1 protein-coding gene is annotated in these 569 nt (G+C 62.2%); it reads left to right on the top strand.

Translation table 11 applies throughout. The features are described from left to right. Positions 1–569: substrate-binding periplasmic protein (locus C2L80_RS13555; protein ID WP_129589981.1), on the top strand; the 569-nt coding region annotated here is incomplete at both ends.

Here is a 569-nt window from a genome sequence, read left to right as displayed (position 1 = left end):
CTCGGGGTACACGTACGACTACCTCCAGCAGATCGCCCAGTACACCGGCTGGGACTACGAGTACGTTCATGTGGAAGGCGACCTCAACGAGCAGCTCACCATGCTGCTCGACATGGTGGCGAACGGCGAGGTCGACATCATCGGGGCCATGAACTACTCCGACCAGCTCGCCGAGCAGTACGATTTCGCCATCAACGCCTACGGGTCGGCGCACACGGCGCTGTTCGCCTCGAACGAGAACGAGGATCTGTCCTTCACCAACATCTACACGAAAGACAAGCTGCGTGCGGCGTTCAACGGGCCCTCCCCCAAAACGCGCGCCGCAGTGCAGACGTTCTGCGATATGAACGGCATCGAGCTCGAAGCCGTGACCTACGAGAGCGCGGACGAGTTTCTCAAGGCTCTGGAATCGGGCGATGTCGACGTCCTCACGGGCGTGGACATCAATCTCATCGGGGGCGCTCATGTCGTGGCCACGCTCACGCAGACGCCCTTCTACTTCGCCGCCACGAAGGGGAGCCCGGACGTAGTCGCCGCCCTCAACGAGGCCATCGTCCAGACGCGGAAGG

Source organism: Rubneribacter badeniensis, from assembly GCF_002899695.1.
In the GTDB taxonomy this organism is placed as follows: domain Bacteria; phylum Actinomycetota; class Coriobacteriia; order Coriobacteriales; family Eggerthellaceae; genus Rubneribacter; species Rubneribacter badeniensis.
The sequence above is the reverse complement of the archived record's forward strand: the minus strand, read 5'-3'. Positions and strand labels throughout refer to the sequence as shown.